22 protein-coding genes and 1 pseudogene are annotated in these 25421 nt (G+C 66.2%); 16 read left to right on the top strand and 7 right to left on the bottom strand.

Annotated elements, in window-relative coordinates; all coding sequences use genetic code 11:
• Positions 1-808: pseudogene (locus KAY22_RS09120) on the top strand (ammonium transporter); the annotation flags it as partial.
• 24 nt (positions 809-832) lie between these two features.
• On the opposite strand, the gene KAY22_RS09115 reads toward KAY22_RS09120, so the two are convergent.
• The gene (locus KAY22_RS09115; protein WP_296622462.1) at positions 833-2722 is read right to left on the bottom strand and encodes a DUF885 family protein; all 1890 of its coding nucleotides are present in this window, start codon (positions 2720-2722) and stop codon (positions 833-835) included.
• A gap of 48 nt (positions 2723-2770) precedes the next feature.
• On the opposite strand from KAY22_RS09115, the gene KAY22_RS09110 reads away from it, so the two are divergent.
• Both KAY22_RS09110 and KAY22_RS09105 read left to right on the top strand, forming a co-directional pair.
• Complete coding sequence (locus KAY22_RS09110; protein WP_296622460.1) at positions 2771-3505, top strand: enoyl-CoA hydratase/isomerase family protein; 735 nt, start codon at positions 2771-2773, stop codon at positions 3503-3505.
• Positions 3505-4197, top strand: a complete 693-nt coding sequence (locus KAY22_RS09105) for an N-formylglutamate amidohydrolase (RefSeq protein WP_296622457.1) — start codon at positions 3505-3507, stop codon at positions 4195-4197. The genes KAY22_RS09110 and KAY22_RS09105 overlap by 1 nt, the downstream gene beginning before the upstream one ends.
• Positions 4198-4225: 28 nt before the next feature.
• Here KAY22_RS09105 and KAY22_RS09100 read toward each other — a convergent pair whose 3' ends face one another.
• The 4 genes from KAY22_RS09100 to KAY22_RS09085 form a co-directional block, all read right to left on the bottom strand.
• Complete coding sequence (locus KAY22_RS09100; protein ID WP_296622455.1) at positions 4226-5521, bottom strand: PLP-dependent transferase; 1296 nt, start codon at positions 5519-5521, stop codon at positions 4226-4228.
• An 86-nt stretch (positions 5522-5607) separates the two neighbouring features.
• Positions 5608-7455 (bottom strand): response regulator, encoded by a 1848-nt coding sequence (locus KAY22_RS09095; RefSeq protein ID WP_296622452.1) that lies wholly within the window; start codon positions 7453-7455, stop codon positions 5608-5610.
• Positions 7445-8305, bottom strand: coding sequence for a CheR family methyltransferase (locus KAY22_RS09090; protein WP_296622449.1), 861 nt, complete (start codon positions 8303-8305; stop codon positions 7445-7447). The genes KAY22_RS09095 and KAY22_RS09090 overlap by 11 nt, the downstream gene beginning before the upstream one ends.
• Positions 8302-11409: a response regulator gene (locus tag KAY22_RS09085; RefSeq protein WP_296622447.1), complete on the bottom strand. Its 3108-nt coding sequence runs from the start codon at positions 11407-11409 to the stop codon at positions 8302-8304. Before KAY22_RS09085 ends, KAY22_RS09090 begins: the two co-directional genes overlap by 4 nt.
• A gap of 149 nt (positions 11410-11558) precedes the next feature.
• On the opposite strand from KAY22_RS09085, the gene KAY22_RS09080 reads away from it, so the two are divergent.
• The 13 genes from KAY22_RS09080 to leuB all read left to right on the top strand — a co-directional run bounded on the left by KAY22_RS09080 (position 11559) and on the right by leuB (position 22791).
• Positions 11559-11954 (top strand): hypothetical protein, encoded by a 396-nt coding sequence (locus tag KAY22_RS09080; RefSeq protein ID WP_296622444.1) that lies wholly within the window; start codon positions 11559-11561, stop codon positions 11952-11954.
• Entirely contained in the window at positions 11951-13327 is a 1377-nt protein-coding gene (locus KAY22_RS09075; RefSeq protein WP_296622442.1) for an NAD(P)H-hydrate dehydratase, read from the top strand. Before KAY22_RS09080 ends, KAY22_RS09075 begins: the two co-directional genes overlap by 4 nt.
• Entirely contained in the window at positions 13324-14532 is a 1209-nt protein-coding gene (locus KAY22_RS09070) for a class I SAM-dependent RNA methyltransferase (RefSeq protein WP_296622440.1), read from the top strand. Before KAY22_RS09075 ends, KAY22_RS09070 begins: the two co-directional genes overlap by 4 nt.
• 421 nt (positions 14533-14953) lie before the next feature.
• Entirely contained in the window at positions 14954-15274 is a 321-nt protein-coding gene (locus KAY22_RS09065; RefSeq protein WP_296622438.1) for an AtpZ/AtpI family protein, read from the top strand.
• Positions 15275-15313: 39 nt separating this feature from the next.
• On the top strand, positions 15314-16099 hold the full coding sequence (locus tag KAY22_RS09060; protein WP_296622436.1) for a F0F1 ATP synthase subunit A: 786 nt from the start codon (positions 15314-15316) through the stop codon (positions 16097-16099).
• Between the two features lie 46 nt (positions 16100-16145).
• Positions 16146-16373 carry a F0F1 ATP synthase subunit C gene (locus KAY22_RS09055; RefSeq protein ID WP_010127014.1) on the top strand — a complete coding sequence of 76 codons (228 nt, stop codon included), beginning with the start codon at positions 16146-16148 and terminating at the stop codon, positions 16371-16373.
• 49 nt (positions 16374-16422) lie between these two features.
• On the top strand, positions 16423-16914 hold the full coding sequence (locus KAY22_RS09050) for an ATPase (protein ID WP_296622432.1): 492 nt from the start codon (positions 16423-16425) through the stop codon (positions 16912-16914).
• Between the two features lie 13 nt (positions 16915-16927).
• The gene (locus KAY22_RS09045) at positions 16928-17545 is read left to right on the top strand and encodes a F0F1 ATP synthase subunit B (RefSeq protein WP_296622430.1); all 618 of its coding nucleotides are present in this window, start codon (positions 16928-16930) and stop codon (positions 17543-17545) included.
• 135 nt (positions 17546-17680) lie between these two features.
• Positions 17681-17944 carry a hypothetical protein gene (locus KAY22_RS09040; RefSeq protein ID WP_296622429.1) on the top strand — a complete coding sequence of 88 codons (264 nt, stop codon included), beginning with the start codon at positions 17681-17683 and terminating at the stop codon, positions 17942-17944.
• 68 nt (positions 17945-18012) lie between these two features.
• A complete protein-coding gene (gene uvrC / locus KAY22_RS09035) occupies positions 18013-19935 on the top strand; it encodes an excinuclease ABC subunit UvrC (protein ID WP_296622426.1) in 1923 nt (640 codons plus the stop codon).
• Positions 19935-20915, top strand: a complete 981-nt coding sequence (locus tag KAY22_RS09030) for a polysaccharide deacetylase (RefSeq protein ID WP_296622424.1) — start codon at positions 19935-19937, stop codon at positions 20913-20915. The genes uvrC and KAY22_RS09030 overlap by 1 nt, the downstream gene beginning before the upstream one ends.
• 21 nt (positions 20916-20936) lie before the next feature.
• A complete protein-coding gene (recO, locus tag KAY22_RS09025; RefSeq protein WP_296622421.1) occupies positions 20937-21668 on the top strand; it encodes a DNA repair protein RecO in 732 nt (243 codons plus the stop codon).
• A 79-nt stretch (positions 21669-21747) separates the two neighbouring features.
• Positions 21748-22791: a 3-isopropylmalate dehydrogenase gene (gene leuB / locus KAY22_RS09020; protein WP_296622419.1), complete on the top strand. Its 1044-nt coding sequence runs from the start codon at positions 21748-21750 to the stop codon at positions 22789-22791.
• 13 nt (positions 22792-22804) lie between these two features.
• Here leuB and KAY22_RS09015 read toward each other — a convergent pair whose 3' ends face one another.
• Together KAY22_RS09015 and KAY22_RS27925 are read right to left on the bottom strand one after the other, a co-directional pair.
• Positions 22805-23542, bottom strand: a complete 738-nt coding sequence (locus tag KAY22_RS09015) for a LytTR family DNA-binding domain-containing protein (protein ID WP_296622417.1) — start codon at positions 23540-23542, stop codon at positions 22805-22807.
• Entirely contained in the window at positions 23532-25253 is a 1722-nt protein-coding gene (locus KAY22_RS27925; RefSeq protein WP_366514077.1) for a histidine kinase, read from the bottom strand. The genes KAY22_RS09015 and KAY22_RS27925 overlap by 11 nt, the downstream gene beginning before the upstream one ends.
• Positions 25254-25421: the final 168 nt, after the last annotated feature.

Genomic DNA, 25421 nt, shown 5'->3' with positions numbered 1-25421 from the left:
CTATATCCCGTCGGCGCACTGGATCTGGGGCGGCGGCTGGATGGCGGGGCTGGGCGTGCTCGATTTCGCGGGCGGCATCGTCGTCCACACGACGGCCGGCATCTCCGCGCTCGTCATCGCGCTGATGATCGGCCGCCGTCGCGGCTTCCCGCAGACGATGATCCCGCCGCACAGCCCGGCGATGACGATGATCGGGGCCGGCATGTTGTGGGTCGGCTGGTTCGGTTTCAACGGCGGATCGGCGCTGGCGGCGGGCGCTGCTGCGGGCAATGCGCTGCTGTCGACCCATCTGGCGGCCTCGGCGGCGGCGCTCGCCTGGGCGCTGCTCGAGAAGATCAAGATCGGCAAGCCGACCTCGGTCGGCCTCGTCACCGGCGCGGTCGCGGGGCTGGCGACCGTGACGCCGGCCGCCGGCTATATCTCGCCGATCGGTGGGGTGGTCTGCGGAATCGTCGGTGCCCTGATCTGCTTTTACGCGGTGCTCGCGGTCAAGCAGCGCTGGAAGGTTGACGATTCGCTCGACGTGTTCGCGGTCCATGGCGTGGGCGGCATGACCGGATCGCTGCTGCTCGCCCCGCTCGCCACGACGGCGCTGGGCGGCGTCGGTCTTGCTGAGGGCCGGACGATCCTGGACCAGCTGGGTGCGCAGGCGCTGGGCGTCGGGGTGACGGCGATCTGGTCGGCGGTCGCCACCGTGATCATCGCCAAGGCGGCGGCCCTGATCGTGCCGATGCGGGTCGATGCCGAGGCCGAGCATGACGGGCTCGACCTGTCGAGCCACGGCGAGCGGGCCTACGAGTTCGACTGAGCCTGTCGGGCGCCGCAGCGCGGGTCAGGCCCGGCGCGGCGGCAGCACGATCTCTTCGAGCAGGTCCATCGGCATCGCACCATTGCCCAATATCTTGGCGTGGAAGCGGCGGCGGTCGAAATCCTTGCGCAGCTGCGCCTTGAGCCGGTCGCGCATCGACAGGATACGAAGCTGGCCGAGCTTGTAGCCGAGCGCCTGCCCCGGCCACGCCATATAGCGTTCGATCTCGGCGACGATCTCGCTCGCGGGCGATCCGCTATTCTCGGTCATATAGGCGATCGCCTGCTCGCGGCTCCAGCGCAGCTGGTGCATGCCGGTGTCGACCACCAGCCGCACGCAGCGGAACAGATCGTCGCCCAGCCGCCCGACGTCGCCGGCCGGATCGTCGGCATAGACGCCCAGTTCGGCAGCGAGCCGCTCGGCATAGAGGCCCCAGCCTTCGGAATAGGCGTTGAAGCTGGCGATGCGCAGGATCAGCGGGGCCTGTGGCAGGGCGAGCAGCGTCGCCCCCTGCGTGTGGTGGCCCGGCACGCCTTCATGATAGCTGAGCGTCGGCAGCGTGTAGCGCTGCACCCCCGCCATGTCGCGCAGGTTGATCCAGTAGATGCCGGGGCGCGAGCCGTCGAGCGAGGGGCCGTCATAGAAGCCGCCGGGGGCCGAATCCTGCGTCGCTTCGGGGACGGCGCGGATCTCCAGCTTCTGGGTCGGGATCATGGCGCGGGGCAGGAAGCTGGCCTGCCGCGCCTCCATCGCGGTGACGAGCGAGCGGACATAGGCGAGCAGTTCGCGGCGGCCTTCGGCGCTGTCGGGAAAGCGCTGCTTCGGATCGGCGGCCAGCGCGTCGAGCTGATCGCGCAGCTTACCCCTGGTGAAGCCGAGCTGGCGAAGGCGGGCGGTCAGCTTGCCCTTGACCAACGCGACCTGTTCGAGGCCGATGCGGTGGATCTCCTCGCCGCTCAGCGGACTGTCGCCGATCGAGCGGATATTGGCGGCGTAGAGCGCCTCGCCATCGGGCTGGGCCCAGACGCCGCTTTCGGCGCGGCCGCTCGGCATCAGGTCGCGGACCCGTTCGCGCAGGCGGCCGAAGGCGGGGCGTGCCCGCTTCTCCAGCGCGGTGATCGCGCGTTCTTCGGCCGCCGCACGGAAGCGCGGGTCAAGGCCGGCCTTGGCCATGCGCTCGCGCAGCGCGACGATCAGCGGGTGCTGGTCGGCGGGGCCCCGCAGGAAATTCTCGACCACCGGCAGCGTCTTGTCGAGCAGCGCGCGGGGCGGGATGCAGCCGGCGGCCTCGTCGGCCCGGCTCTTCTCGATCACCCCGTCATAGCCCCTGGCGAAGCCGTCGAGCTTGCCGATCCAGGCGTCGACCTCGACCGGTGACGACAGCGCCTGCTGCGACATCATGAAGTTGGGCGTGTTCACGATCGGCCCGGAAATCTGGTTCAGCACATAGGGTTCGTGCGCGGTGAACCAGAAGGGGTTGGGCCGGCCATATGCGATGCCGGGGGTGCGCAGGCCGTTGGCCATCACCGCCGCCGCAATGCGCAGCCGGAGCGCGCCCAGCGCATCGCCCGTGCAGGACAGCGCGTCGATCTCCCGCGCGGCTTCGCCGATGGCCGATCGCCATGCGGCTTCGCCATCCGGCGAGAAGTCATCCATCGCATGCGAGAAGACCCCGCCCTCGGCCGCACCCGGCAGCCCGCCATAGACGGCGGTCTCGGGCGTGTGCCGCAGCAGCTTGAGCGTGATCGCGTCGAGCGGGGTCGTGATCGGGCAGGGGCCGGGGCGCCTGGGGGCGGCCGGCACCGCGTCTGCGGCGGCCAGACGGGCGGGCAGGGCGGAGGCGAGGGCCGAGGCTCCGAGCAGGAGGCCGAAGCGGCGGCGCGAGAGGGCGGAAGCCGTTGTTTTCGTCATCATTCGAGACAACTGGTGACATTTTCGGGAGGGCGCGGCAACAGTCCGCCGATGTTCAGGATCGAATCGACCGGCGATATCGCCCGCCTCAGCCTCGACCGCGCCGATGCGCGCAACGCGATCGGCATCGATCAATGGCCGAAGCTGACCGCGCATCTGCAGGAGATCGTCGCGGGTGGTGCGCGCGCGCTGATCGTGCGGTCCGACGTGGCGGGGATATTCTCCTCGGGCGCCGATCTCGGCGATCTCGACGGGCTCGCTGCCGATCCGGCGCGACGGACCCTGTTCCGGGTGGAAATGGCCCGCGCTTTCGACACGCTCGCCGGCCTTCCGATCGCGACGATCGCGGCGGTCGATGGCGGATGCTATGGCGCGGCGGTCGCGCTGGCGCTCGCCTGCGACATCCGCATCGCAAGCAGCAAGGCGGTGTTCGCGATCACGCCGGCCAAGGTCGGCATCGTCTATCCGGCGGGCGACGTTGCGCGGCTCAAGGCGCAGGTCGGGCCGGGACAGGCCGCGCGCATGATGCTGACCGGCATGGTGATCGACGCGGCCGAGGCGGCCCGGATCGGGCTGGTCGAGCAGGTCGTCGACAGCGCCGATGCGGCTGCGGCCGACATGGCTGCGCTGGTCGCCGCCAATTCGCGCAACAGCGTCGCCGGGCTCAAGCGCATCCTGACCGGCGATGCCGAGGCCGATCGGCTGTTCGACGATGCGTTCGGCGGGGGCGATTTCCGCGAGGGACTGGCGGCCTTCCGCGAGCGCCGCAAGCCGGTCTTCCGCTGATGCACAGGCTGCTGCTGATCGCGGACCATGCGTCGAACCATGTGCCGGCCGATGTCGATCTGGGCATCGATCCGGCGCTGCTCGACCAGCACGTCGCGATCGATATCGGGGTGGGACCGCTCGGGCGCCTGCTGTGCGAACGGCTGCCGATGGACGGCATCTTCGGCCCGGTATCGCGGCTCGTGATCGACCTGAACCGCGAGGAAGACGCGCCGGGCCTGATCCCGGTCGAAAGCGACGGCCACAAGATTGCGGGCAATGCGCGCCTGGATGCGGATGCGAAGGCCACGCGCGTGGAGCGGTTCTGGCGGCCCTATCATCGCGCCATCGCCGACCGCATCGCGGCCGACCGGCCCGACCTGATCGTGTCGCTCCACAGCTTCACGCCGCGCCTCGCCAGCCGGCCCGAGGAAGCGCGGCCCTGGCAGGTGGGGGTGCTCTATAATCGCGACGATCGTGCGGCCGTCATCGGGCTCGAAGCGCTGCGCGATGCGGGGGTGATCGCCGGGGACAACGAGCCCTATTCGGGCAAGCTGCTCAACGCGACGATGAACCTGCACGCCGAGGCTAATGGCATCCCCTATCTCGGCCTCGAAGTGCGGCAGGACCTGATCGGCGATGCCGCCGGGGTCGCCGACTGGGCAGACCGGCTCGCACCAGTCATTGCCCGCGTCGGTGCCGCCTTCGCCTGATATTGGCGCCTGATCGGCGGGGCTTCGATCAGCCCGCCTTGTCGAGCGCCTGTTCGAGGTCGGCGAGGATGTCGTCGATATGTTCGAGGCCGATCGACAGCCGGACATAGCCTTCGGACACGCCGGTCGCGGCCTGCTCCTCCGCCGACAGCTGCGAATGGGTCGTCGTCGCAGGATGAATGGCAAGGCTGCGCGCATCGCCGATATTCGCGACATGGTAGAAGAGCTGGAGCGCGTCGATGAAGCGCCGTCCTGCCTCCCGCCCGCCCGCCAGCTCGAAGCCCAGCAGTCCGCCCGTCCCACCGGTCAGGTAGCGCGCGGCGCGTTCGGCCTGCTGGCCGGTCTGCAGCGACGGGTGGATAACCCGCGTCACGTCCGCGCGGCCCTGCAGGAAGGCGGCGACCTTCGTGGCATTCTCGCAGTGACGCGGCATGCGCAGTGGGAGCGTCTCGAGGCCCTGAAGGATCTGGAAGGCGTTGAACGGCGACAGCGCCGCGCCAAGGTCGCGCAGCAGGATCGTCCGCGCGCGCAATATATAGGCGATCGGACCGAGCGGCTTGGCCGCCTCGTTCCACACCGCGCCATGATAGCTCGGGTCGGGGGTGTTGAGGGTCGGCTGCCGCTCGGGCACCGCGCCCCAGTCGAAATTGCCCCCATCGACGATCACGCCACCGATCGAAGTGCCGTGCCCGCCGATATATTTGGTCGCCGAATAGACGACGATCGCCGCGCCATGGTCGAGCGGCCGGGCGATCAGCGGAGCCGCCGTGTTGTCGACGATCAGCGGGATGCCGAGCGGCCGGCCGAGCGCGGCGATCTCGGCGATCGGGCAGACCACCAGCTTCGGGTTCGGCAGCGTTTCGGCATACCAGGCGCGGGTGCGGTCGTCGGTCGCGCGGACGAAGGCCTGCGGGTCGGACGGGTCGACGAAGCGGACTTCGATCCCCTGGTCGCGCAGCGTGTTGGCGAAGAGGTTCCAGGTACCGCCATAGAGGTCGGTGCTGCTGACGACATTGTCGCCCGCGCGGGCGAGGTTCTGTATCGCGTAAGCCGATGCGGCTTGTCCCGAGGCGACGGCGAGCGCGGCGGCACCGCCTTCGATCGCGGCGATGCGCTGTTCCAATATGTCGGTCGTGGGGTTGCCGATGCGGGTGTAGATGTTGCCCAGTTCCTTGAGCGCGAACAGGTTGGCCGCATGTTCGGCGTCACGGAACTGATAGGATGTCGTCTGGAAGATCGGCGGCGCCACCGATCCCGTGCCCGGATCGGCACGCCATCCGGCGTGGAGCGCGAGCGTCTCGGGGTGCAGGGTGCGTTCGGTCATGGCCATCCTTCCAGCGATCTCGGCCTTGCAAGGGCCGTTCGCGACAGCCTATCGCGACGGCGACCGAAACGAAGAAAGATTTCCTTTCAGGCCGCTACCGAAGGACTCGTTGACGGGGTGGACGCAAGCTCCTGAACCGCCGCGAGCACTTCGGCGGCGCGGAACGGCTTGGAAATCATCGGCCGTTCGGCATGGCGGGCGGGCAGATGCTCGCGCCCATAGCCACTGACGAAGGCGAAGGGGATGCCTCGTCCAAGCAACTCGTCCGCCACGCGATCGACCGGTTCGCCGTTGAGGTTGCCATCGAGCAGCACCGCATCGGGTGCGTCGCTCGTGATGACGTCCAGCGCCTGATCGCAGGAGATTGCCGGCCCCAGGGCGAGATGGCCTGCATCCTCCAACTCCATCATCAGGTCCATCGCGACCAGAGGCTCGTCCTCGACGACGAGGATCTTGAGCGGTCGCGCCGTGTCGCTGTGCGGCTGGGACACGCTCGCTACGGTGGCCACCGGCGCTGCGCCACTCGGCTGCAATTCGGCAACGTGAAGGCCGTTGGGGTTTTCCACGCCGCGCAGCGGCAGGCGGAGATGCCAGGCTATGCCCTCGGGGCGATAGATCAATTCGGCCTTGCCACCTTCCGATACCAGGCTCGACTGGATCAGCGTGCTGCCGAAGCCGCGCTTGTCGAAAGGAGTCACCTCCGGCCCACCGCTTTCGGACCAGTCGAGCAGGACGCTGTCTCCCTCGACCCTCCAGGCGAGCGAAACATGGCCGCTGTCATTGGAAAAAGCACCATATTTGTGCGCGTTGGTCGCCAACTCGTGCAGCACAAGAGCGAAGCGCAGCGCCAGTTCGGGGGACAAGTCGAGCAGCGGCCCGTCCATATGGAAGCGATCGGGCGTCACCGCTCCGATTTCGAACTGATCGGCGATCAGCCGGCGAAGATCGGCACGTTCCCAGGTCGCGCTGCTCAGCAGCGAGTGGGCAGCCGCCAACGACTTGATGCGCCCGGTGAAGGCTTCGCGAAACGCGGCGATATCGTCGCAGTGACGAAAGCTTTGCGAGGCAATCGCCTGCACGGTGGCGAGCGAATTCTTCACCCTATGATTGAGCTCGCCGACCAGCAGGCGCTGGGTCTCCATCGCGCGCTGGCGTTCGGTGACGTCGAGCACCTGGAGCATGCCGCTGGAAGCCCGGGTGCGCGTACCCGCGACGGTGGAGCAATACCATTCGCCCGCACGGACGCTGCCGTCGGCGCGCAGGAAGCGATGTTCCTGCATCTCGCTATTCTCGCCCTCCAGCAGGCGATGCATCGAGGAGACGAAGCCGCTGCGATCGTCTTCCGGGAGGAAGGGGGCTTGATGCAGAAGCAATCCGAGCATGTCGTCGGCGCTGTAGCCGAACAGCCGTTCGGCACCCTTGGCCCAGGTGACGATGCGCAGATCGGAGTCGATTTCGATCACCGCCATCGGCGAGTTGTCGCCATGTGCGCGCAGCCGGCCTAGGGCGAGGGCGAGTTCGTCGCGTTGCCGGGCGAGCTCCCGCCGCTGGCGGGCCAGTTCGACGAAGACCGACACCTTCTGGTTGAGAACGTGGATGTCGTAGGGTTTGAGCAGATAGTCGACGGCGCCCGCTTCAAACCCGCGGAAGCGGCGCGTTTCGTCGGTGGCGATGGCGGTCAGGAAGATGATCGGCACGGCGCGCGTGCGCTCGGTCCCGCGCATCAGCTCGGCGAGTTCGAATCCGTCCATGCCAGGCATCTGCACGTCGAGCAGCGCCAGCGCGAAGTCGTTGCGGAGCATCAGCTCCAACGCCTGCTCGCCGCTATTTGCGGTGACCAGTTCGACACCGGGCTGGTCGAGTGCGGCTTCGAGCGCGACCAGATTCGCGGGGACGTCGTCGACCGCGAGGATCTTGATGATGCTATCGGGCATCGCGGGCCTCGTCGGCCGGGACGGCGTTTCGCCGGTAGATTTTCTCATGGGTGGCAAAGTCGGTGAAGAGGCCAGCGCATCGCGAAAAATGGAGCGTCTCCTTTGAACCGAGGCCGAGGAAGCCGCCGACCGGCAGCGAACGGGCGAAGATATCGAGGGCGCGGTCTTGAAGCGCGCGCTCGAAATAGATCAGGACGTTTCGACTGGATACGAACTGTACCTCCGAAAACACTGAATCGCTTGCAAGATTATGATCTGCGAAGACCGCGCGCTTGCGCAGGCTCGGGTCGAACCGCGCTGCCCCGAAGGCGGCCGTGTAATAGTCGGATAGCGAGGCTCGACCGCCCGCAGCCTGATAATTACGGGTGAAGCCAGCGAGCCGATCGAGATCGTAAATACCGGCCTCGGCCTTTTCGAGCGCACTCGGATTGATGTCGGTGCAATAGAAGATGGTTCGGTTTTCCAGTCCCTCTTCCCGGAACAGGATCGCCAGCGAGTAGAATTCCTCGCCATTGGCGCAGCCCGCGATCCATACCTTGATCGATGGCCAGGTCGCGAGGTGCGGCAGGACGTCCGTTCGCAGCCGCGCATAATAATAGGGGTCGCGGAAGAACTCGCTGACCTGGATCGTCATGAACCCCAGCAGCGCCGGCAATGTGCCTACATCGTGCAGCAAGCGGTGCTGGAGCTCCGACAGGCTGCCACAGTCGAAATGGCTCTGCGCCCGTTCCAGGCGCCGCTGCAACGACGGGCGGCTATAGTCGCGAAAGTCGTAGCCATAGCGCCGCCAGACCGCTTCGACGATGAGGTCGGTCTCGATCTCGGCCACGTCTTCTGCGGTGAAGCTCATCGCGGCATCCAGACGCGGATCAGCGACAGCAGCTTGTCGATGTCGAGCGGCTTGGCGAGATAGTCGTTCGCACCGGCAGCGAGGCATTCCTGCTGGTCGCGTTCCATCGCCTTGGCGGTCAGGGCGATGATCGGCAGGGTCGCAAATTGCGGCCGTTTGCGGATCTCCCGCATCGCGGTGAGACCGTCCATCTCGGGCATCATGATGTCCATCAGCACGAGATCAATGGGTGTGCCGCCAACTTGTTCCGTCGCGTCAACGATTTCGAGCGCCTCGCGCCCATTGCGGGCGATCCGGACATCGACGCCATGGGGTTCGAGCACGCCGGTCAGCGCATAGACGTTGCGAATGTCGTCCTCGACGATGAGGATGCGGCGGTTCTCGAGCGTGCTGTCGCGCCCGAGTGAGCGCGCGAGCATCTTCTGCTGCTCGCTTGGCAGCTCTGAGACGACCTGGTGGAGGAACAGCGTTACCTCGTCGAGCAGTCGCTCCGGCGATTTCGCGCCCTTGACGATGATCGACTTGGAATAGCGCCGCAGCCGCATTTCCTCGTCATTGGCGAGGTCGCGGCCAGTGTAGACGATGACCGGCGGAAAGCCGACGCTCTCGTCGTTGCTCAGCCGTTCGAGCAGATCGAGGCCCGGCATGTCGGGCAGGTTGAGGTCCAGCACCATGCAGTCGAAGGTTTCCCGGCCCAGCTTGTCGAGGCATTCGGCCGCGCTGTGTGCACTGACGGTTTCGACGTCGCGCGAGGCGAGGAGGTGGCGGATGCTTTCTGCCTGCTGCGTGTCGTCCTCGACGACCAGAACGCGGCGCAGCCGCTGCTCCATCCGGGCTTCGAGTCCTTCGAGCATGTCGACCAGCGTGTCGCGGCTCACCGGCTTGAGCAGATAGCCGACGGCGCCGCTGGCAAGCGCGGCCTGCGTGTCTTCGTCAGCCGAGACGATGTGCACCGGGATGTGGCGCGTGCGGGCGTCGCGCTTGATCCGGTCGAGTACCGACAGACCCGTATGGTCGGGCAGGTGGAGGTCGAGGATCACCGCATGCGGCAGATATTGGCGGGCGAGCAGGGCGCCCTCGTCGGCGGTGCCGGCGATCAGGCACTGAAAGCCCACCTCATGCGCCAGATCGCAGAGGATGCGGGCGAAGGCGGGATCGTCCTCGACGACCAATATGACCCGGCTGTCGCCCGACAGGGTGGAGCGATCATCTTCCGTGCGCAAGGCGATCCGGTCGGGTCGCGACGACAGCGACGCGACCGGTTCTGAACGCGGCTGGAAACTGCGCGGTGCGGGTGCGCTCTTTGCGGCGCCTTGGAATTTCTCGGGCAGGGCAATGGTGAACGCACTGCCTTCGCCGAGGGTGCTGTGCAGCGAGATATCGCCTCCCAGCAGCCGGGCGAGTTCGCGCGAGATCGAGAGGCCGAGGCCCGTGCCCCCATATTTGCGGCTGATGCTGCCATCCGCCTGACGAAAGGCTTCGAAGATCATGTCCTGCTTGTCGGCGGGAATACCGGGCCCGGTGTCGCGGACGGTGAGCTGGATCAGGCCATCCTCGCCGCGACCAGCCTCGATCGCGACCTCACCGCGCTCGGTGAACTTGATCGCGTTGGACAGGAAGTTGCGCATGATCTGTTCGAGGCGCTGGACGTCGGTCTCGATCATGGCGGGCACGTCGTCGGCCTGACGCAGATGGAAAGACAGGCCCTTTGCTTCGGCTGCAGGCTGGAAGCTGTTGCGCAGCTTTTCGAACATGTCGCCGAGGCGGGTGGGACGGGGCTGAAGTTCCAGCTTTCCAGCCTCGATCTTCGAGATGTCGAGAATGTCGTTGATCAGGATGAGCAGGTCGTTGCCCGAGGTTTCGATCGTCTCGGCGAAACGCACCTGTTCGTCCGACAGATTGCCGTGGCGATTTTCGGCGAGCAGGCGCGCCATGATCAGCAGCGAGTTGAGCGGCGTGCGCAGCTCATGGCTCATATTGGCAAGGAATTCTGACTTGTAGCGGCTCGCCTGTTCGAGTTCGGCAGTCTGCGCCTTGAGCGAGGCCTGGGCCCGGGCGAGTTCGTCGCGCTGGGCTTCGAGCGAGCCGGTCTGCTCTTCGAGCAGGGCGTTGTTGCGTTCGAGTTCCTGCTGCTGGTCTTCGAGCTGCGCCTGCGAGCGGAGCAGCTGCTTGCTCTGCTCCTCCAGTTCGTCGTTGGTGGCGCGCAGTTCCTCGCTCTGGGCCTGCAGCTCTTCGGCCTGCTGCTGGGTTTCGGCGAGGAGGTTCTGCAGGCGGGCGCGATATTTGCCCGAGCGGATGGCAGTGCCCAGATGGCCGGAGATCAGCTCCAGAAATTCCGGCAGGTCCTTGGGGTTTGCGCCGGGTTGATCGAGGAAACCAACCTCTACGATCGTGTTCACCATTTCGTCGACGCGACCGGTGCCGATCACCAGGCTGCGGGGTTTCGCGCTGCCGAGGCCGCTGCCGAAGGCCAGATATCCATCGGGCACATCGTCGACGATCAGCGTGCCGCCGCGCCGGATGGTGTCGCCGAGCAGGCCGTCATTGCGGCCGATCCGGTCGGGGGTGGATACCGAAGCAGGAACGCCGGTCGATGCCACCCTGCGATACTCTTCGCCGTCGCGGACATAGACGAGCCCGGCAGCAGCGCCGAACCGTTCGACGATGAAGCCGAGCGTATTGAGGCCGATTTCCTCGGGAGTCTGTTCTCCTCCGGTACGGCGGGTCAGTTCGGCCTCGGCCTCTCGCAACCATTGCTGGCGGCGCGCATCGAGCCGATAGCTGATGAACATCATGCCGATGCCGGCGAGCAGCATGTTGACGATCGTCGCCAGCGACCGGTTCACCAGGGCGAGGGCGGGGTCAACGCCGGTCGGCGCGTTGTAGAAGCCGATGGCCATGCAGACGACGGAAAGCGCCGCAGCAGCGACAGGAAGCAAACGATAGGGGCTGGCGAACGCGATGACGGTCGGGAGGAGGTAGATCACCCAGACGGCCGTTCCGAGAGGGAAGGAGATGTCCGCGATGCAGGTCAGCGCGAGAATCAGCGGAAGACCGAGAAGATAGAGGTAGGAACGATTGCTCCCGCTCGTGAACGAAGACATCCTGTAACTTCCAGCGGGGATCGGTGCCGACGGACGCGCGAACCACCCCCCGGTAGAGTTCGCCGTTCGGCCCAAACGCCTCTGGACGATGCTGGTTCCCAGAAATCTGATCTCGGACCGAGGGATCGCTCCTCGAGCGCGCCGCTCACATGGACGAGCAGACACAAGCCGCGCATAAGGGCGGCATGTCGAGGGCGATTTTATCAATCTCTGCGGGGCTTTTTCTCGCGTCGGCGATGGCAGGGTGCAGCGGTGGCAGTGACAAGTTGCCGCCAGGCACGACGCGGGTGGAGTGCAGACCTGTCGGTGGCGCGCCGTTGGAAGCCGCCTGCACGATCGAACGCATGAAAAGCGAGGACGGCACGGTGCTGGTCGTTCGTTCGCCCGACGGAGGTTTTCGACGATTGCTCCTGGTCCGCGATGGGCGCGGGGTGGTGGCTGCCGACGGTGCCGAACCGGTTGTTGTCGGGCCCGCCGGCCCGTCCCATATCTCGGTCACCGTCGGCGGGATGCAATATCGGCTGCCGGCGCGGGTCGTGCCATGATCGGGCGGCCCATATTGACCGCGGCCGAGACGCGTGCGGCCGAAGAGGCTGCCTTCGCCGCCGGACTTTCGGTCGACGAGGCGATGGAGCGGGCTGGGAGCGCCGTGGCGGAGGCAGCCTGGCGCTTTGCTGGGCCGCGCGAGACGCTGGTGCTGTGCGGTCCGGGCAATAATGGTGGCGACGGCTATGTGATCGCGCGTTGGCTTCGCGAGCGGGGTGTGCGCGTGCGCGTCGCGGCAAGCGGGGATGCGCGTACCCCTGCGGGCCAGTTGAACCGCGCGCGGTGGGCCGGACCCGTGGAAAAGCTGGCCGAGGCACAACCGGCCCCTTTGCTGATCGACGCGCTGTTCGGCACCGGTCTCGTGCGGCCGCTCGATCCCGTGGTGGCCGAACCGCTGGCTCGGCTTGCGGAAGCGGCATCGCTCAGCGTCGCGGTCGATCTGCCCAGCGGCGTCGGGACCGACGATGGTTCATGGCTCGGGCCGGCGATCCCCTATGATCTGACGGTCGCTCTGGCGGTGCTCAAGCCCGCGCACAGATTGCAACCCGCAGCCGCCTATATGGGACGACTTGTGTTGGCCGATATTGGTATCTCGGGGACCTCCGATCTGGCGGAGATCGCCCGGCCGCGTCTGTCGCCGCCGGGCCCGGCCGACCATAAATATACGCGTGGCCACGTCGTGGTGCTCGGCGGAGCGATGCCGGGCGCTGCACTGTTGTCGGCGATGGCGGCTCAGCGCGGCGGGGCGGGCTATGTCACCCTTGCCGCCGAGGCTTCTGCCGGAGCGGCGCCCGCCGCGCTGGTGCGCCGCGCCGATCCGGTTGGCCTCATCCTTGCCGACGATCGGGTGGGGTGTGCTGTCGTCGGGCCGGGGCTGGGGCGCGACGCCGAGGCTTCGGTACGGCTCGATGAGGCTATCGGGGCAGGGCGTCCCTGTGTCCTCGATGCCGATGCGCTGACGTTGCTCGCCGAGCGGCGACGCGCTCTGCCGGCGGACTCCATCCTGACGCCGCATGAAGGCGAGTTCCGGCGCCTGTTCGGCGATCTTGGCGGAAGCCGTGTCGAGCGGGCCCGGACGGCGGCTCGGTCATCGGGCGCCGTGGTCGTGCTCAAGGGGCCCGATACGGTCGTTGCCGCCCCCGACGGTCGGGCAGCTATCGCACAACCCGCCACGGGATGGCTCGCCAGCGCGGGCACGGGCGATGTATTGGCGGGCGTCATCGCAGCGAATCGGGCGCGCGGTCTCGATGCCTTTACCGCAGCCTGCGCCGGCGTCTGGTTGCATGGCCGCGCCGGTGCACTGGCGGGGCCCGGGCTCATCGCCGACGATCTGGTGGCCCATCTGCCCGCCGCTCTTGGAGAATGTTGTTGAACGATCAGGCACCCATCGTCCGCATCGCGGCGCGCGGCGACGGCATCACCGAAGACGGGCGGCATTCGCCGCAGTCGGCGCCCGGCGATCTGCTGGGTATCGACGGGACGCTGACCTGGGGTGCGCATCATGTCGAGCCGCCCTGCCGGCATTTTCCGAAATGCGGTGGATGCCAACTCCAGCATGTCGATGACGAGAGCTATGCCGACTATATCGTCCAGCGGATCCTAGGTGCTCTCGGCCAGCAGAAGGTTGAGGCCGGATCGGTCGCGCCTGCCATATTGTCGGCGCCGGAAACGCGCCGCCGGGTCTCGCTGCGCGCCGAACGGCAGGGCAAGCGGATGCTGCTCGGCTTCAACGAAGAGGCGAGCCATCACATCGTCGATCTGAAGATGTGCGCGGTGATGCACCCGGCGCTGGTCGCGTTGATCGAGCCACTGCGCCGCCTGATGCATCCGCTGCTCCGTGACCGCCGCGCGGCCGGGGTGCAGATGACCCTCGTCGACCAGGGGGTCGACGTGCTGCTGGAAAAGGTCGAGGTAGAGGGGCTGGCCGCGATCGAGGCGGTCAACGATTTCGCCCGCACCCACCAGCTTGCCCGGCTCGCGATCGACGACGGCTATGGCGCCCGCGCGCAGTGGGAGCCCGATGCCGCCACGATCACCCTGGGCGGAGTGGCGGTGCCCTTTCCGTCGGGCGCCTTCCTGCAGGCAACCGCCGACGGGGAGGCTGCGCTGGTCGCGGCGGTGGAGGCGATCGTCGGCGACGCGCCGATCGTGGCCGATCTGTTCGCAGGACTCGGCACCTTCTCGCTGCCGCTGTCGGGCAGTCGACGGGTCTATGCGGCCGAAGGCGCGCGAGATGCGGTGCTGGCGCTCAAGGCCGCGAGCGACCGGACCCAGCGGAAGATTGCCGTCGACCATCGCGACCTGTTCCGGCGCCCGCTGAATGCAGCCGAGCTGGATCGCTTCGATGCCGTCGTCCTCGATCCGCCGCGCGCCGGCGCCAAGGAAATGATGGGAGCGCTCGCGCAGACGCAGCGTCTGTCGCGCATAGCCTATGTTTCTTGCAATCCCTCGACCTTTGCCCGCGATGCCCGGACGTTGGCCGAAGGCGGCTGGGTGCTGGAGAAGATCGTCCCCGTCGGCCAGTTCCGCTGGTCGACGCATGTCGAACTGGTCGGAGATTTCCGGCGGGGTGCCTAGAGGCGGTCGAAAGGCTGACGGGCGAGGCCATATGACGAATAAAGTCACGGGAGCCGTGTTTTATTCCCTTCGATCGATGCGCGGACGTGACCCTTCCGCCGTTTTCATCGGTCCTTTCAGAAAGCGACCACGCGATATCCTGTGGCTCCATCGCAGTCACGATGCCGCGCGGCCATTGCGGAATTCTGAACGGGGCCTGTCGATGGCACCTTCCTGCGGCGAAAATCCCCGCGCGTCGGCCTGTTTGCGCTGGAGAGCGCGCATGGGAAAGCGGTCTTAGCCCGCAATCACCTCGAACGCTGCGCCGGAACCCCGTTCAGCGCGGTTGACTCGGGGGACCCCCGTTCCTAAAGGGGCGTCGCCTTGGCGGGATCGATCGTCGCCATGACGCCACCTTCCCGGCAACAGGAGGGTGTGTGCCATGACGGGGAATGAGACCGGACAAGACCCGGAAAGTGTGGGGGATCAGCGTCTTACATCGCTCGATGAGCGGTTGCGGGCGATCCAGCATGCCGAACAGGTCAGAACGGCGAGCACGCATAGAAAGCCTGAGAAGGGATATTCCCAGGGCAATCGCGTGCTGACCGAACTGATCGCGGGGATCGTCGGCGGAGGTTTACTGGGCTGGTGCTTCGATCACTGGCTCGGGACCAAGCCCTGGCTCCTATTGGCCATGCTGTTCCTCGGGATCGGCGTAGCCTTCAGGAATATCATTCGGATTTCTCAGGAGCGCCCGGAGTGATTTCCGGACGCTTTTGGCATAAGCAGGGGTAAGGCAAGCGTGGCAGCCGAATCGGGCAAGATCGATCCGATGCACCAGTTCCTGATCGAGCCGTTGTTCGGTCAGGATTGGGCGATTGCGGGCCATAACGTCGCTTTCACCAATTCGGCGATGTGGATGGTCGTGACACTGGTCGCGATGCTGGTCTTCATGGTCGGCGGAATGAAGCGCGAGCTCGTTCCCGGCCGCTGGCAGGCTGCCGTCGAGAGCTTTACCGGCTTCATCTCGGGCATGATGGCCACCAATGTAGGCCCCGAAGGCAAGAAGTTCGTTCCCTACGTCTTCTCGCTGTTCATGTTCATCCTGATCGCGAACATCATGGGCATGATGCCCACCGGCGTGGTCGGGGTTCATCCCTTCACCGTGACGAGCCACCTGACGGTGACCGGCGTGCTCGCCGTCATCAGCTTCGCGATCGTCCTGATCGTCGGCTTCTGGCGCCACGGCTTCCATTTCTTCTCGCTCTTCGTGCCGCACGGCACGCCGGGCTACATGGTTCCGCTGATCTTCGTGATCGAGCTTTTCTCGTTCCTCATCCGCCCCTTCTCGCTCGGTCTGCGACTGTTCGTCGCGATGACTGCGGGGCACATCCTGATGAAGGTTCTGGCCGGCTTCGTGATCAACGGCATCAACGCGGGTGCAGTGACGGTGGCGATCGTCTCCATCCCCAGCTTCATCCTGATGATCGGCATCACCCTCCTCGAACTGCTGGTGTGTGCCATCCAGGCCTATGTGTTCGCGCTGCTGACGTCGCTGTATCTCAACGACGCGATCAACCTGCACTGAGTTTCACTGCACGACCTTCAACCCAATTCTAAGCAAGGAGTTTATCATGGACGCAGAAGCCGCAAAGCTGATCGGTGCCGGTCTCGCCGCAATCGGCGTTGGTCTCGCCGCCCTCGGCGTGGGCAACGTGTTCGGTTCGTTCCTCGAGTCGGCTCTCCGCAATCCGGCGGCTGCCGACGGCCAGCAGGGCCGCCTCTTCATCGGCTTCGCCGCCGCCGAACTTCTCGGCCTGCTGGCGTTCGTCGTCGCGATGATCCTGCTGTTCGTCGCCTAACATTCAGGTTGCGGGGCCGGTTCGCGCCGGCCCCTAACGGGAATTACCGATGCCTCAGATCGCCCAGATCGCCGCGACTTATGCTTCGCAGATCTTTTGGCTGCTGATCGTCTTCGGCCTGATCTATTTCGTGATCGGGCAGGGGATGTTGCCGAAGATCGAAGCCACCGTCGAGGCACGCGACCAGAAGATCGCTTCCGATCTCGCCGCCGCCGAGGCCGCTCGTGCCAAGGCCGACGAGACCGAGGCGGCTTATCGCGCCCGGATCGACGAGGCCCGTGCGGCCGCCCAGAAGGCGGTTCAGGACGCCAAGGCCAGCGCTGCCGCCGATGCGGAACAGCGGGTCAAGGCGGCCGATGCCGCGCTCGCAGCCAAGGCTGCCGAGGCCGATGCGGCGCTGAAAGCCGCGCAGGCCAAGGCGTTGACGGAGATCGAGAATGTGGCCGCCGAGGCCGCGCAGGAGATCGTCGCCAAGGTGTCGGGCATCTCGGTCGACAAGGCCGAAGCCGAGAGTGCGGTGAAGTCCGCACTCGCTGCCTGAACGGAGACGTCGAATGTCTGTAAACGGCTCCGCACTCGTGGCGGAAAATCTCTCCGAGGCAGCATCGCTCGAGGGCATGCCCGAGGATGTCAGCGCCGGCCATGCCGCCGCCGGGACGCTCGAGCATCATGTCGACCCCACCGCTCTCGGCATGACGGCCACGGCCTGGGTGTCGCTGGCGATGGTGATCGTCATCCTTCTCCTGCTCTGGAAGAAGGTGCCGGCGGTTATCGGCTCGTCGCTCGACAAGAAGATCGCCTCGATCCGTGCCAATCTCGACGAGGCCGCCTCGCTGCGCGCCGATGCCGAGAAGCTGAAGGCCGAATATGAGGCAAAGGCCCAGGCCGCTGCTCGCGAAGCCGAAGAGATGCTGGCCCATGCCCGCAGCGAGGCTCAGGCCATCGTCGAGCAGGCCAAGGTCGACGCCGGTGCGCTGATCGAGCGTCGCGGCAAGATGGCCGAGGACAAGATCGCGGCTGCCGAGCGTGGCGCCGTCGCCGAAGTGCGGGCCAAGGCTGCCGCTGCTGCCGCTGGTGCGGCTGCGGTCCTGATTGCCCAGCGCAACGATGCAAAGACCGACAAGGTTCTGATCGACGGCGCGATCGACTCATTGGGCACTGCCCGCTTCTGATCCATCACCAGGTCGGACAAAAAGGCCCGTCGGATCACCGGCGGGCTTTTTTATGCCTGCAGCCCGACCGTAGCCTGACCCGGTGGCTTGGCGCCATTTACCAAATCCTCAGGCTCCCTCGCTAAACCGCCGATCATGGGTGCGATCGGCTGGATATGGGCATGGCTGATGCTGATGGGCGGAGTGCGGGCGTGGAACAGCGCTTCGCTACCGTTCGATATCGTCTGCGCCATGCTGCTGTCCGGGATCGTTGCGCTTCCCTTGCTGTGGAGCCGCAAGAACGGGATGTTCGCGGCTTTTGCGCCATCTCCCCTGGTTCGGGCAGGGATTGCGATCCTTCTGCTCGTTTCGGCCGGGGTATCGCATCCTGACATGCTCATGAACATCGCGACGGCTTGATCCATATCCGGCGAGGTTCGGGGCGGACCGAGATTGCGGCGCGCGCGCCGGCATCCTAGATCAGGACCGTGACCGACATTCCATCCAGCGACCGTTTCAACGAGGAGAAGAGCGTCTTCACGGTGCGGGGTTCGGATACCCCCGACATCGATGCAGGCGTCGCTGCCATTCGCAACGTACTCAAGACGCTGCCTGCGCGGCCGGGGGTCTACCGGATGCAGGATGCGCGCGGCGATGTGCTTTACGTGGGCAAGGCGCGCGCGCTCAAGAATCGTGTCGCCAATTACACGCAGATCGCGCGGCTGCCGAAGCGGCTCAGCCGGATGGTGGCACAGACCCGCTCGATGACGATCGTCACGACCAACAGCGAGGCGGAAGCGCTGTTGCTCGAGGCCCAACTGATCAAGCGCTATCGGCCGCCTTATAATGTCCTGCTGCGCGACGACAAAAGCTTCCCCTTCATCCTGCTGCGCGAGGACCACGATTTTCCGCGCATCCAGAAGCATCGCGGCGCCCGGCGTGCCAAGGGACAATATTTCGGCCCCTTTGCCAGCGCGGGATCGGTTACGCGCACGCTCAACGCGCTGCAGAAGCTGTTTCTGTTGCGGTCCTGCACCGACAGCTTCTTTGCCAATCGCGATCGGCCCTGCTTGCTCTACCAGATCAAGCGCTGCTCGGCGCCGTGCGTCGGCCGGATCGACGAGGATGCCTATGGCGAACTGGTCGGCGACGCCAAATCTTTCCTGACGGGCAAGTCGACCCAGGTTCAGAAAAAGCTCGGCGAGGCGATGAGCGCGGCGGCCGAGGCGATGGATTTCGAACTCGCTGCCATCTACCGCGACCGGCTCCGGGCGCTGACCTTCATCCAGGGCAGCCAGGCGATCAATGCCGAGGGCGTGGCCGATGCCGACGTCTTCGCGCTCGATACCAAGGCGGGGACGGTCTGCATTCAGGCTTTCTTTATTCGCGGTGGGCAGAATTGGGGGCACCGCGCCTTCTTCCCCGCGCATGTTCAGGACGTACCTGAGCCCGAGGTCCTCGCGAGCTTCCTCATGCAATTCTATGAGGAAGTCCCTCCGCCCCGCCTCGTCCTGGTCGGCGATGCGCCGTCGGAAGCCGAACTGCTGTGTGAGGCACTTTCCGAGCGGGCCGGCCGCAAGGTGCAGATCAAGGTCCCCCAGCGGGGCGAGCAGCGCAAGCTGATGGAACAGGCGCGCCGCAATGCGCGCGAGGCGCTCGACCGGCGGCTGGCGGAGTCGACGACGCAGGGCCGCATCCTTCAGGAAATGGCCGAGCTGTTCGAACTGGAAGGGCCGCCCGACCGGATCGAGGTCTATGACAACAGCCATATCATGGGCACCAACGCGATCGGCGCGATGATCGTCGCCGGCCCCGAGGGTTTCCGGAAGGGCAGCTATCGCAAGTTCAACATCAAGCGGGCTGAGACCAGGCCGGGCGACGACTTCGCCATGATGCGCGAGGTGTTGGAGCGGCGCTTCGCCCGGCTGGAGCGCGAAGATCCCGAGCGGCGCAGCGGGGAGTGGCCGGATCTGCTGCTGATCGACGGCGGCAAGGGCCAAGTCAGCGCGGTCTGCTCGGTGCTGGAGGAAATGGGCGTGCAGGATGTGCCCGTCGTCGGCATCTCCAAGGGCCCCGACCGCAATGCCGGGCGCGAGCATTTCCATCTGCCCGACGGCCGCGAGTCGATGCTGCCGATGAACTCGCCGCTGCTCTTCCACCTTCAGCGCTTGCGCGACGAGGCGCATCGCTTCGCGATCGGCGCCCATCGAGCGAAGCGTGCGGCGAGCCTGACGAAGAGCCCACTCGACGATATTCCGGGCATCGGCCCGGCACGCAAGAAGGCGTTGCTGATGCATTTCGGCACGGCTCGAGCGGTGCGGTCAGCATCCCTTGCGGACCTGGAACGAGCTCCGGGCGTTTCAAAGGCCATGGCACAGGCGATCCACGATCATTTTCATGCGGCCGGCTGATGGACAGCGACGCGCCCGGATCCGAAGCCGGCGCGGGCGAACCGCCGCGCATACTGCTGACGATCGATACCGAATTGACCTGGCGTCCTGGCGGCAATTGGGGCGACTGGCGTGAGGCGTTCGACCGATCCTACGAAGCTGCCGGTGTGGGTGTGCGCTACCAGTTGCGGGTGCTCGCGAGATATGCCCTGAAAGCGTGCTTCTTCGTCGATCCCATGCCGGCCTGCGTCTATGGACTGGACCCCGTTAGACGGATGCTCGAACCGATCCTGGAAGCCGGCCAGGAGGTGCAGCTCCACCTCCATCCTCTATGGGTCGGTGCACTCGAAGGGCGGACACGGAGCGAGCGACAATTGGCGCGCTACGACATAGGTTCGCAGATCGACCTGATCCGGCGTGCGCGCGACATGCTGGTCGAAGCGGGGGCACCCGAGCCAATCGCCTTCCGCGCCGGTAACTATTCCGCGAACGACGACACGCTGCGCGCGCTTGCGGTGCTCGGCTTTCGCTTCGACAGCAGCCATAACGGGCATCAGCACCCCTGGCCCAGCGCGATCGGACTGCCCCGCGATCAGATCACGCCGGTCGAGCATTTGGGAATGATCGAGATACCGGTCACTTTGATTGCCGACGGGCAGATGTCCCGGCATCTGCAGATCTGCGCGGTTTCTTCCGGAGAATTGCGCGCCGCGATCGAGCATGCAGAGGCTTCTGACACGCCCATAGTGACCATCGTGACGCACAGTTTCGAACTGGCGAACCGCGCGGGGACCGCCCCGAACCGTATTCACGTCAAGCGTTTCGAGGCCTTGTGCGAGTGGCTGGCCAGCGAGCGTAGACGTTTTCCCACCGCCTATTTCACCGATCTCGATCGGCTTCCGCTCGACCGGCCGTCGGTGCTTCTGCCGAGCGCCGGCCTCCGCCGAATGGGGCGGCTGTTCGAACAGATCTGGTCGAACAAGGTGGAAGAGCGCGGCTGAGGCGGCCGCGCTCCCGATCCCATGCAGCTGCGCACCCCCGCCATCATCTGCGCGATGCGGCCCCACGGCGAACATGGTGCGATCGTGCGCGCGCTGACGCCGGGCCACGGCCTGCTGGCCGGCTATGTGCGGGGCGGGCGATCGCGTCGGCTGCGGCCGGTGCTGGTGCCCGGCAATATGGTTGAGGCGGATTTCAGGGCGCGGACGGCCGAGCAGCTGCCGGGGTTGACGGTGGAGCTGAGCCACAGTCGCGCAGGGTTACTGTCCGAGCCGCTGGCGGCATCCGCCATCGACTGGCTGACGACGCTGACGGCCGTCGGGCTGGCCGAAGGCCAGCCGCACGAGCGGCTGTACGAAGCGCTTGATGCGACCCTCTCCGCGATCGAGTTCGCACCCTCGGCGCGGGGCTGGGCGGCGTCAGCGGTCCGCTACGAGATGCTGGTCATGGCGGAACTCGGCTATGCGCTCGACCTGTCGGGCTGCGCAGCCGGTGGCCCGGTCGAGGACCTGGCCTATGTCAGCCCGAAGAGCGGAGCCGCCGTGTCACGCGATGCCGGACTGCCCTATGCCGACCGTCTGCTGCCGCTGCCGGCCTTTCTGGCGCGGGGAGGCGAAGGCACCGATTGGGACGAGATTCTCGCGGGGCTGAAGCTCACCGGTCATTTCCTGCGCAGGGACATATTGGTCGATCGGCGAAGCGATGCGCTCGACGCGCGCGAGCGGCTGGTCGAGCGTATAAGGCGGCTGCTCTGACGCCGCGAGGCGACAAAGCGATTGCGCGCGCGGCGAGGGCAGGGCATCGGGCGGCGGCGAATTCGATAAGGGGAAAGTCATGCTGATTGCCTTGTTGCCCGGAGACGGCATCGGTCCGGAAGTCGTCGCCGAAGCTGTACGCGTTCTCGACGTCGTCGCGGGCGACCGCCTGACCTTCGAAAAGGGCCTCGTCGGCGGCGCGGCCTACAAGGCCGTGGGGCATCCTCTTCCCCAGGAGACGCTTGACCTGGCAAAGCGTGCGGACGCTATCCTGTTCGGCGCGGTCGGCGACCCGGATTGCGACGCGCTCGAACGGCATCTGCGCCCGGAACAGGCGATCCTCGGCCTCCGCAAGGCGCTGGGCATGTTCGCGAATCTGCGCCCGGCGAAGCTGTTCAAGGAACTGGCCGACGCCTCGGCGCTGCGGCCGGAAGTGGCCGGCGCGATCGACATGGTCATCGTCCGCGAACTCAATGGCGACGTCTATTTCGGCGAGAAGGGCATGCGCAAGACGGCCGAGGGGCGCCGCGAGGGCTATGACGTCATGTCGTACGACGAGGACGAGGTGGCGCGGATCGCGCGCGTGGGGTTCGAGACGGCGCGCGCGCGCGGCCGTCGCCTCTGCTCGGTCGACAAGGCGAACGTCCTGGAGACGTCGCAGCTGTGGCGCGACGTGGTGATCGAGCTGTCTGCCCAATATCCGGACGTCGAACTCAGCCATATGTATGTCGACAATGCCGCCATGCAGCTGGTCCGCAATCCGGGCCAGTTCGACGTCATCGTGACGGGCAATCTGTTCGGCGACATCCTTTCGGATCAGGCATCGATGTGCGCCGGATCGATCGGCATGCTCGCCTCGGCGGCGCTCGATTCCAACCAGAAAGGCCTGTACGAGCCGATCCACGGGTCGGCGCCCGATATCGCCGGGCAGGGCAAGGCCAACCCGCTGGCGACCATCCTGTCGGCGGCGATGATGTTGCGCTACTCGCTCGGTATGGCCGACGAAGCCGACCGGATCGAAGCCGCCGTGGCCAAGGCGCTGGAAAATGGCGCCCGCACGGCCGACCTCGGCGGCGCGATGACGACCAGCGAAATGGGCGACGCCGTCCTCGCAATTCTCTGACGCGACCTTCCGCTCAGCGCCCCATGAGGGCGCGGGCGGCGGGGAGATAGGTCCGGCCGATCCGGATCTTCTCCTCGTCGGTCAGAATGGCGTGCCAGACCCCCATGCCATCGTGGCTCAGGCGGGCGATCCGATCGCGCCGCACGATCGTGCTGCGGTGAAGCCGGACGAACAGCGTCGGGTCGAGCCGGCGCTCCATTTCGGTGATCGTCTGGTGGAGGAGGAAGCTGCGCTGGCCGACGTGCAGCCGCATATAGTCGCGCTCGGCCTCGACCCGATCGATGTCCTGCGCGGCGATCCGGATCATCTCCGACCGATGCGGGACCCAGAATTCCTGAGCATGATCCGACGCCGCCGCCGCTTCCGGCGGCGCCTTGCGCCGCTCGACGACGCGCTGCACCGCGCGGGCGAGGCGATCCTGCGCGACCGGCTTGAGCAGATAGTCGGTGGCCGACAGGTCGAAAGCGGTAACTGCATATTGGTCGAAGGCCGTGCAGAAGACCACCGCCGGGCGGGTCGCGCGCTGCTCGATCGCCCGCGCGACGCCTATCCCGTCGAGGCCCGGCATGGCGATGTCGAGCAGCAGCAGTTCGGGTTCCAGTGCCTCCAGCAGGCGCAGCGCTGCCTCGCCGTCGGACGCCGTGCCGACAAGGTCGATCATCGGCTCGCGCGCACACAATATCTGGAGCCGCTCGATCGCCAGCGGCTCGTCGTCTACGACCAGGGTTCTTATCGGTGAATCAGCTGTCATTCCTGATCAATGGCATGAAAAGCGTGACGCCAAAACCGCCATTGGGAAGCGGGCCATAGCGACAGCTGGCCTCTTCTCCGAAGCGCGCCCGCAGGCGATCGGAGACGTTTCGCAGGCCGACGCCCGTGCCGGCAGGCGCCTCGCCTTCGGCCAGCGGATCGCCGTCGTCCTCGACCGAAAGAACAAGCCCGTGTGAATCCTCGCGTGCGGTTATGCGGAGCGTCACGGGACGCCGCGAACGGGACACGCCATATTTGATCGCATTCTCGACGAGCGGCTGCAGGATCAGGCAGGGCACGCGCACATCTTCCAGCGCGGGAGGCACGTGGATCTCGACCAGCAGCCGGTCCGGAAAGCGGATCGCCTCGATATCGAGATAGAGGCGCTGGAGACGAATCTCCTCCGTCAGCACCACGTCTTCGGTCGGATCGGCTGTGAGACTGGTGCGGAAGAAGGTCGAGAGGTTGAGGATCATCCTCTCCGCTTCGTCGCGGCTGTCCTTCAGGATCAGCGTCGACAGCGAATTGAGGGTGTTGAACAGGAAATGTGGGTTCACCTGATAGCGCAGCGCGCGCAGTTCCGCGTCGCGCGCAGCGGTGCGATAGGAGGCGGCTTGTCGCTCTGCTGCCCGGACCGCAGCCGCATAGGAGAGTGCTAGAAACAGCGCCCCCCAGGCGGCGAAGAAGAAATAGCCGTTGAGCGCCTGATCGCCGATCTGTGCGATCACCGACAGCTCATGCTCCTTGTAGCTATCGGTGGGGCGTCCGACCTGGATCATGACGGTGCCCGGCGACGGCTCGCTGATCACCGGCATCGGAATTTCCACCGGTTTGGGGATCTCGATCTTGGGCAGCGTCGAGGGGGGCGACGGAGCCTCCGGCGTGGTCGCTGGGGTGGCTTCTGCAGGCGCGGCCGGGACCGCAGGCGGGGCGGGGGGCGGCGGCACGGCCGCCAATATGGAGTCGATGTCGATCTTTATGCCTTGGCGCCTCGCCTCCTGAACCGCCTGGCGCGCCTCCTGCATCTGCTCGCGATAGTCACGGACGGCTTCCCGATAGGCTTCGCGCTGCGCAAGGGCTGCTTCGCGCAGAGCTTGCTCTGCCTCCCGCTTGCCTTCGTCCGCCTGCCGACGGCGTTCGGCATTGGCGCGGGCCAGTTCGCTCTGCGCTTCCGCCAGTTCGCGTTGGATTTCCGCCTGGCGCTCAACGGCTTCGCGCTGCGCGTCGGCCTTTTCCTGAGCGGCCTCGCGGGCCTGCTCAGCCACCTCTCGCATAGCTGCCCGCGCCGCCTCTATTGCAGCCTTGGCCTGGGCCCTGGCCTGCGCCGCGCCATCCGTCTCCACCGTGACTTTCGAGGCTGTATTTGCCTTGTCTGCTTCGATCCGGCGGTCGATCTCTCGAAAAGCCATCCAGTTCATCGAGCTGTAGGCGACAGCCGCCGGGATCGAGAGGAGCGCTACGGCGGTGACGTTCACCGCCAGCGATTTCCGCGCGAGGGGCCGCATTGCGAGGTAGACGATATAGGTCGCCACCATCGACCCGATCGACACGAAGGCGCGGGCGGCGAGCATGTCGGCTTGGTGGCCGAGGTCGATCATGAAGGAGCGGATCGTTGCGATCACGCAATAGACCATCCAGAAGCAGATGATCGATATCAGGGCCACGCGCGGGCTGACCATGGCACCGCGCGGCGTTTCAGCGTTGAACGTCATCCGACTTCTATATCTTCATCGCTGTAAATATGCCCGCCCCCCATGCGCATGTTCGTAGGTCCACACATGTCGTTCATAGAAACTTCAGCTTTCTGGCACGCCTCGGCGAGGTTGCATAGCAGTGCGATAGGGGCGTGGAATACGGCTGCGGGAAGGGGAGCCCTAGAA

The organism is Rhizorhabdus sp., from assembly GCF_018006725.1.
Taxonomy (GTDB): Bacteria; Pseudomonadota; Alphaproteobacteria; order Sphingomonadales; family Sphingomonadaceae; genus Rhizorhabdus.
The sequence above is the reverse complement of the archived record's forward strand: the minus strand, read 5'-3'. Positions and strand labels throughout refer to the sequence as shown.

Coding starts and splice junctions, on each gene's coding strand:
- KAY22_RS09050 (WP_296622432.1), top strand. CDS start 16,423: ATGCCTCAGATCGCCCAGATCGCCGCGACTTATGCTTCGCAGATCTTT.
- KAY22_RS09065 (WP_296622438.1), top strand. CDS start 14,954: ATGACGGGGAATGAGACCGGACAAGACCCGGAAAGTGTGGGGGATCAG.
- KAY22_RS09055 (WP_010127014.1), top strand. CDS start 16,146: ATGGACGCAGAAGCCGCAAAGCTGATCGGTGCCGGTCTCGCCGCAATC.
- KAY22_RS09105 (WP_296622457.1), top strand. CDS start 3,505: ATGCACAGGCTGCTGCTGATCGCGGACCATGCGTCGAACCATGTGCCG.
- KAY22_RS09075 (WP_296622442.1), top strand. CDS start 11,951: ATGATCGGGCGGCCCATATTGACCGCGGCCGAGACGCGTGCGGCCGAA.
- KAY22_RS09115 (WP_296622462.1), bottom strand. CDS start 2,722: ATGATGACGAAAACAACGGCTTCCGCCCTCTCGCGCCGCCGCTTCGGC.
- KAY22_RS09080 (WP_296622444.1), top strand. CDS start 11,559: ATGGACGAGCAGACACAAGCCGCGCATAAGGGCGGCATGTCGAGGGCG.
- KAY22_RS09090 (WP_296622449.1), bottom strand. CDS start 8,305: ATGAGCTTCACCGCAGAAGACGTGGCCGAGATCGAGACCGACCTCATC.
- recO (WP_296622421.1), top strand. CDS start 20,937: ATGCAGCTGCGCACCCCCGCCATCATCTGCGCGATGCGGCCCCACGGC.
- KAY22_RS09015 (WP_296622417.1), bottom strand. CDS start 23,542: ATGACAGCTGATTCACCGATAAGAACCCTGGTCGTAGACGACGAGCCG.
- KAY22_RS09030 (WP_296622424.1), top strand. CDS start 19,935: ATGGACAGCGACGCGCCCGGATCCGAAGCCGGCGCGGGCGAACCGCCG.
- leuB (WP_296622419.1), top strand. CDS start 21,748: ATGCTGATTGCCTTGTTGCCCGGAGACGGCATCGGTCCGGAAGTCGTC.
- KAY22_RS09085 (WP_296622447.1), bottom strand. CDS start 11,409: ATGTCTTCGTTCACGAGCGGGAGCAATCGTTCCTACCTCTATCTTCTC.
- KAY22_RS27925 (WP_366514077.1), bottom strand. CDS start 25,253: ATGACGTTCAACGCTGAAACGCCGCGCGGTGCCATGGTCAGCCCGCGC.
- KAY22_RS09095 (WP_296622452.1), bottom strand. CDS start 7,455: ATGCCCGATAGCATCATCAAGATCCTCGCGGTCGACGACGTCCCCGCG.
- KAY22_RS09040 (WP_296622429.1), top strand. CDS start 17,681: ATGGGTGCGATCGGCTGGATATGGGCATGGCTGATGCTGATGGGCGGA.
- KAY22_RS09100 (WP_296622455.1), bottom strand. CDS start 5,521: ATGACCGAACGCACCCTGCACCCCGAGACGCTCGCGCTCCACGCCGGA.
- KAY22_RS09110 (WP_296622460.1), top strand. CDS start 2,771: ATGTTCAGGATCGAATCGACCGGCGATATCGCCCGCCTCAGCCTCGAC.
- KAY22_RS09045 (WP_296622430.1), top strand. CDS start 16,928: ATGTCTGTAAACGGCTCCGCACTCGTGGCGGAAAATCTCTCCGAGGCA.